At 48.7% G+C, this 6,808-nt stretch carries 6 protein-coding genes; 3 read left to right on the top strand and 3 right to left on the bottom strand.

Annotated elements, in window-relative coordinates:
• The 3 genes from QM529_07245 to QM529_07255 all read left to right on the top strand — a co-directional run.
• The coding region (locus QM529_07245; protein MDI9314449.1) for an AAA family ATPase at nucleotides 1-1,059 on the top strand (1,059 nt) is incomplete at its 5' end.
• A gap of 22 nt (nucleotides 1,060-1,081) precedes the next feature.
• Nucleotides 1,082-3,229: a DNA topoisomerase (ATP-hydrolyzing) subunit B gene (gene gyrB, locus QM529_07250; GenBank protein MDI9314450.1), complete on the top strand. Its 2,148-nt coding sequence runs from the start codon at nucleotides 1,082-1,084 to the stop codon at nucleotides 3,227-3,229.
• Between the two features lie 23 nt (nucleotides 3,230-3,252).
• Nucleotides 3,253-4,116, top strand: a complete 864-nt coding sequence (locus tag QM529_07255; protein MDI9314451.1) for a substrate-binding domain-containing protein — start codon at nucleotides 3,253-3,255, stop codon at nucleotides 4,114-4,116.
• A gap of 6 nt (nucleotides 4,117-4,122) precedes the next feature.
• Here the strand turns inward: QM529_07255 and QM529_07260 are convergent, their stop codons facing one another.
• The 3 genes from QM529_07260 to QM529_07270 all read right to left on the bottom strand — a co-directional run bounded on the left by QM529_07260 (nucleotide 4,123) and on the right by QM529_07270 (nucleotide 6,757).
• Entirely contained in the window at nucleotides 4,123-4,713 is a 591-nt protein-coding gene (locus tag QM529_07260) for an Lrp/AsnC family transcriptional regulator (protein ID MDI9314452.1), read from the bottom strand.
• A 210-nt stretch (nucleotides 4,714-4,923) separates the two neighbouring features.
• Nucleotides 4,924-6,012: an extracellular solute-binding protein gene (locus QM529_07265; protein ID MDI9314453.1), complete on the bottom strand. Its 1,089-nt coding sequence runs from the start codon at nucleotides 6,010-6,012 to the stop codon at nucleotides 4,924-4,926.
• Nucleotides 6,013-6,130: 118 nt separating this feature from the next.
• Entirely contained in the window at nucleotides 6,131-6,757 is a 627-nt protein-coding gene (locus QM529_07270) for a glutathione S-transferase family protein (GenBank protein ID MDI9314454.1), read from the bottom strand.
• Nucleotides 6,758-6,808 lie beyond the last annotated feature (51 nt).

A 6,808-nucleotide genomic window follows, 5' to 3' on the forward strand; every position in this document is an offset into this window, starting at 1 on the left:
CTGACCGAATGTCATTTTGACATGCCCAAAAATGGCGCGATGATGACCGTGATTACCGGCAACAATGGCGCGGGCAAAACCAATTTGTTGGAGGCTCTATCCCTCCTCGCCCCCGGGCGCGGATTGCGCGCCACCGCGGGGGAGGAAAAAGTGCGGTTTGGTCAAACGCGGTTTCGCCTGCGCGCCGATTTTTCATACAACCAACAGCCCGAAATTTTAAAAATGGAATATGACGCGACCGACAAAAAAATAAAATCGTTCCTCAACCACAACCCGATAAAATCCAGCGAGCGAAATTTTTCGTGCCTGTGGGTTTTGCCGCGCCACGATAGATTGTTCCAAGATTCGGCATCCGAACGGCGACGATTTTTGGATAAATTAATCACCGCCATCCACGGCAACCACCAATCGGAAATCATAGGCTTCAACGAATTGTTGCGGCAACGCCGCTCATTGTTGGAGCAAGGCCACCAAGACGACACGTGGTTGCGGGTGCTCGAAAAACGCATCGCCGAAAAATCCATTGCCATCGCTGGCAGTCGCCTTGCCTACATCGCCAAGCTAAACCAGGCGGTAACACGCGGCTTTCAATTTTTACCGCCGCTCCGCCTTGCCTTAAGCGGTATGGTCGAGGAAATGCTCGAAACCACCGACGCGGTTGAGGCCGAAAAAATTTACCAAGACTACTTGGGCAAATCGCGCGGTTTGGAAACTATCGAGGGCGTGCACCGCACCGACATGACGGCGCGGCATTTGAAAAAAGACTTGCCGGCGTCGCTCTGCTCAACCGGCGAGCAAAAACTTTTGGTGCTTGGCCTGATGGTGGGCGCGGTGCAAATCTTGACCGCCGAATTTGGCCGCCCGCCATTGTTCTTGCTCGACGATATTGTGTCGCACCTTGACGATGACCACCAGGCAAAAATCCTGCGCCTCTTTGCATCGCTATCCGATAACCTCCAGGTGCCATGTTTTTTAACCGGCACGCGTAAAGCCGATTTTTCATCTCTTGGCGGCCGCGCCCAATTCATCACCCTTGCGAACGGGCGAATCTTGGCGTAAAGATAAAAAATAACATAAACACATGAACGACAAAACAAATAAATCCTCGGCCGAAAATTACTCAGCCGATTCTATCAAGGTGCTGAAGGGGCTGGAGGCAGTTCGCAAACGCCCCGGCATGTATATCGGCGATACCGACGACGGGTCGGGCCTGCACCACATGGTTTACGAGGTCCTCGACAACGCCATCGATGAAGCCCTCGGCGGTTTCTGCGACGAAATTTTAGTAACCCTCAACAAGGACGGCTCCTGCACTGTCAAGGACAATGGGCGCGGCATCCCGACCGACATTCATAAGGAGGAAGGGGTTTCAGCGGCCGAGGTCATCATGACGCAATTGCACGCCGGCGGCAAGTTTGACCAAAATTCTTACAAAGTTTCGGGCGGCCTGCACGGGGTTGGCGTGTCGGTGGTCAATGCCCTATCCAGCTGGCTTCGCCTCACCATCTGGCGCGATGGCCAAATTCACGAGATGAGTTTCGCCCATGGCGATGCCGACGCGCCGCTCAAACAAATTGGCAAGCACGATGGCCGCTCCGGCACGCAAGTTTCCTTCATGCCGTCTGATGAGACCTTCACCAAAACCAAATTTGATTTTCACACCCTGGAGCATCGCATCCGCGAATTGGCATTTCTGAACTCCGGGGTTAAAATTATCCTGCGCGATGACCGCCCCGCCAAACCAAAGGAAGAAACATTTCAATACACCGGTGGGGTCAAGGCGTTTGTCGAATGGCTCGACCGCGCCAAAAACAAATTGCACGACCACACGATTTATGGCACGGCGCAGAAGGAAGGCATCACCGTCGAATTTGCGATGCAATGGAACGATTCCTATCACGAAAATATGTTGTGCTTTACGAATAATATCCCGCAGGGCGACGGCGGCACGCACTTGGCCGGTTTTCGCGCCGCCCTGACCAAACAAATTAACAAGCAAGCCGCCGACAGCGGCAAAAAAGAAAAGGTCGCGGTCAGCGGCGACGACGCGCGCGAGGGCTTGACCTGCGTCCTATCGGTCAAGGTGCCCGACCCAAAATTTTCGAGCCAGACCAAAGAAAAATTGGTGTCGTCGGAGGTGCGACCAGTGGTCGAGGCTATCGTCAATGAAAAATTAGAAGAATGGTTGGGCGAAAACCCATCGGCCGCCAAGGATATTATGAAAAAAATTATGGAGGCCGCGCTGGCGCGCGAGGCCGCCCGCAAAGCCCGCGAATTAACCCGCCGCAAATCGGCGTTGGACGTGGGATCGCTCCCCGGCAAATTGGCCGACTGCCAAGAGCGCAGTCCCGAAAAATCAGAAATTTTTATCGTCGAGGGCGATTCGGCAGGCGGTTCGGCCAAGCAAGGCCGCGACCGGAAATATCAGGCTATCCTGCCGCTTCGTGGAAAAATTTTAAATGTCGAACGGGCGCGATTTGACAAAATGTTGGCGAGCAACGAAATCGGCACGCTTATCACCGCGCTGGGCGCGGGCATTGGGCGCGACGAATTTAACGCCGACAAATTGCGTTACCATAAAATTATTATCATGACCGATGCCGACGTCGACGGCAGTCACATCCGCACCCTATTGCTGACGTTTTTTTATCGCCAGATGGAGGAGATTATCAAACGCGGCCATCTTTACATCGCGCAACCGCCGCTTTACTTTGCCAAAAAAGGCGAAAAGGGCGTTTATTTAAAAGACGAGGCCTCGCTCCAAAATTACCTGCTCGATTTAATCCTCAACGATTGCGTGCTGAAGGAAGCCACCGGCAACCAACGCAAGGGCAACGATTTGAAAAACTTTTTGCTCCATTGCCAACGGGCGGTTGACAACGAAACCATCAGCGAGGAAATCAAGCAAGCCTTTGGTGCGGACGGCGTTGCATTGAGTTACAAAAACGATACCATCGCTGTTGCCAGCCATGAGGCCTTGGTCGACACCGTTGCCGAATTGGGCAAAAAAGGCTTGACCATCCAACGCTACAAAGGACTGGGCGAAATGAACCCCGAGCAATTGTGGGAAACCACGCTCGACCCACATAGCCGTTCGTTGTTGCAGGTGAAAATCGGCGACGCGCAAGAAACATCCGACCTGTTCAGCACGTTAATGGGCGACATCACCGAACCGCGCCGCGAATTCATTCAAGAAAATGCCCTGTCTGTGAAGAACCTTGACATATAGTTTTTAAAATCTATAAGACCGTTATGAAAAAAAACATCAGCAACGCGTTGCGTTATCTTGCATTTATTTTTTTGGCATGGGCGATGGTTGCCGGCACCACGCCGGCGCAAGCGCGCGATTACCTGCTGTTGCAAACCACCAGCTCGGTGCAAGATTCGGGGTTGCTGGATTTTCTGTTGCCGCAATTTACCAAGGATACCGGCATTAAGGTTCACGCTGTGTCGCTCGGCAGTGGTGTTGCCCTAGCCTCGGCGGCGCGGGGCGAGGCCGATATCGCCATCACCCACAGCCCAAAATTAGAAAAACAATATGAAGAACAAGGTTATTTTTCGAAAAGAAAAAAATTATTCTGGAATGATTTTATCATCGTCGGCCCACCATTTGTCGCCGATAAATTTTTATCGGTCAAAACCGCGCCCGCCGCATTCAAGCTCATCGCCAAAAACAAATTTTTGTTTTTCTCGCGCGCTGATAAAAGCGGCACCCACAGCAAGGAATTAGAAATTTGGGACAAGGCAAACCTCAACCCCAAAACATTTGACAAATCATGGTATAAAGAATTGGGCCAACCGATGGGCAAAACATTGCAATCGGCGATTGCCGTCAATGCCATCGCCTTATGCGACCTTGCGACCTTCGCCAAAAGCAACGTCAAAGATTATGTCGTGCTGTTCAAAAAGAAAGACCTGGGCCACGAAAAACCCGATAGCCTATTAAAAAATGATTATAGTATTATTTTAATCGATAAGAACAAATTTCCCAACCTGGAGCATGAAAAGGCCAAGGCGTTTTTTGAGTGGATGTATAACAAGGATGGCACCGGCCGCGGTCAAACCCTTGCCACCCAATATCGCATCAATGACAAGCAAGTTTTCTTTAAATATTAATTATTATTAAACCACCTTACCGGGGAGCGGTTGGTCGGTGTGTTGTTCCAATACCTCATCCTTTTCATAGATATTGGCACTGACCGATTCCAATGACTGGGTTTTTTCTAAAAATTCTTGGTCCTCTATCGGTAACGGAATCACCGTGTTGCGTTTTAATACCTCAAGCGCGAAAATCGATGTTACGTCAAACAATCGCACGTTAATGCTTTTAACCAGACGACGGTAAAGTTCGTCATAGGCCGCCACGTCCTTAACCATGACCATCAATATATAATCATATTCGCCGGTGATGCGAAACAACGATACAACTTCAGGGAAACTGCGCGCCACCTTAACAAATGATTTTGCCCAATCGTCCGAATGGTCGTTGGTTTTTATCATGACAAAGGCCACCAGCGGGCATTCGACCTTGCGCGGGTCGATTAACATAACCGAACCCAGCAAGATTTTCTCTTCCTCCATTTTTTTTATTCTTTTCCAGCACGGGGTTGGTGATAACCCAATGCGCGAGGCTAAGTCCGCTACTGAAAGGCTGGCGTCCCGCTGTAGTAAATATAGTATTTTGTAATCAATGTCGTCGAGCCGATAGACCATGTTGTCGTCCTTTATCTGTTAAATTTTATTTTAATCTCCAATTACCCTTATTCGGCGAAATCTATTCTTTTTTGGAATAATTATCAAGTTGTTTTTCAACCAGAATGCAAAAAAAGGGGAAAGAAGTTCATTCTTTCCCCTTTTTTATCGATTTTTGTCTATAAAAAACAACTATTATAGACAAAAATTATCGTCTGATAGTGGATAAAATTAATTGCCCGATTTTATTTTATTAAAATCGTCATTCATAAATTTTACGACATCGTCGGCCAATGGCGTCTGAAACAATGCTTTTTTAGCATATTTTTCAGAATCGCTGACCACCGACGCGTCCAGCACCTCTTTAGACAGGTTCTTCATACCCACGCCATTGGAATGGGCATAACCAAACTCAGTCACCAAAGGAAGTGTGGTTTCGCGCGAAATGAGCGAATCAAAGAAGTCATAGACCTGTTCTGGTTTGGCACTGCTGGTTTTTAACCAGACATAACCACAGACAAAACTGGCCATGCCCTCTTTGGTATCGCGGTTCATTTTAATATTCAACCCTTCACCACGTAATGTGACGGGGGTTTCGTTCCAAGCCCAGGTGATTAAAACCTCACCTGTTTTCATACCACTGGCCAAATTTGGCCCGTCGGTCCAATAAAATTTATTGTTTTTATGGGCTTTTCGTAAAAAGTCCAAGGCTTTTTGATATTTTGGATCGCTTTGGCTTTTGATAGTGCTCCAATCGCGGGTGCCGGTGGCAACAAACCCTAAGCTTATCCAATCAGAAAAATTATCAGGCAATGAAACCCTACCCTTATATTTTGGGTCGATAAACACCTGCAACGATTTAACGTCGCTGGCGGGGACTTTATCGGCATTATAGGTAAGGGCCGTTTGACCAATATCATAAGGAATAATATAGACCTTGCCATCAACCACATAACCGGGTTGCTTGGCGTAAACGGCAGGAATATCCTTATAGTTTTTTAACTTGCTGACATCGATGGGTTGCAACAAGCCAGAATTGCGCCAGCGGTCCGCGCTGTAGCCGCATGGATGGGAAATGTCAGATTTGAAACCCGCCACCATTTTTGCCCTGGCTTCTTCTTCTTCAGCAAAAAGCGAAAAGGTAGGTTTCTTTTTATATTTGTCCATATAGGATTTATAATAGGCTGGGTTATCATAACCCGCCCAATCATAAACCCGAAGGTGGTTGGCGGCGCGCGCCGTGTCAGCAAACACCCCGACCATGGCCGAGGTCATTACGACTGCCGTTACAGCGGTCGATAAAAGTTGTTTTATTTTCATATAGAGGCTCCTTCCCTTAACAAAAAAACAATAAATGGTTTAAAACCGTCATTATGATAAGACTATTTTTAAAAAATACAAGAGTTTTTTTTATTTTTCTGTAAAAAAAAGAAATTTTTTAAGCCGGCAGGTTTGTTTTGGCAACCGCCGGGTTTTTATGCATGGTGTCAAGCCAAGCCGCCAGGTTTTTGTGCTTGGCACGCCAGCCGCCGGCGCCGCCAAATTCGGGAAACCGGAAATGTAAATAATCCAAACTGGTTATCAAGGCGGCGGTGGCGACATTCAGGTCGGTGCCGATGGTTTTTATATTTTTATCCATGAATTCTAAGCCATGGCTTGCCGCCATTACCTGACGTTTTATCCATGTATCGTCCAACGGCACGCCCGAGCATTCGTCATGCCGCATCTTGTTCTGGGCCATCAACACGGCGGCCATGCCGATGCCGTCGGCCACGGCGTGATGAAACATCAGGGTGGCCTGCGCGGCACTGCTGTTGGGAAAAAATGTGGTTTTGCCCGCCAGTGATTGCAGATACAAAATAATCGCAAAGGAATCGGCGATGGCGGTGCCGTCGTCGGTTATCAAGGCCGGAATTTTCCCCAGTGGGTTTTTTGGCCGCAGGGTGGCATCATCGGCCCGCGGGTTGGTGGCAACAATGGTGATTTTGTCCGAAAGACCAAGGGCGTGGGCGGCGATGAGAACCTTTCGCCCGAAGAGGCTGTTCGGTGACGTTAACAATTGCATTGTGATTTTCCTTTATGGTTGCGATTATAGCATGAATCGATTAAAAGCAAA

It is taken from the genome of Hydrotalea sp. (genome assembly GCA_030054115.1).
GTDB lineage: Bacteria > Pseudomonadota > Alphaproteobacteria > JASGCL01 > JASGCL01 > JASGCL01.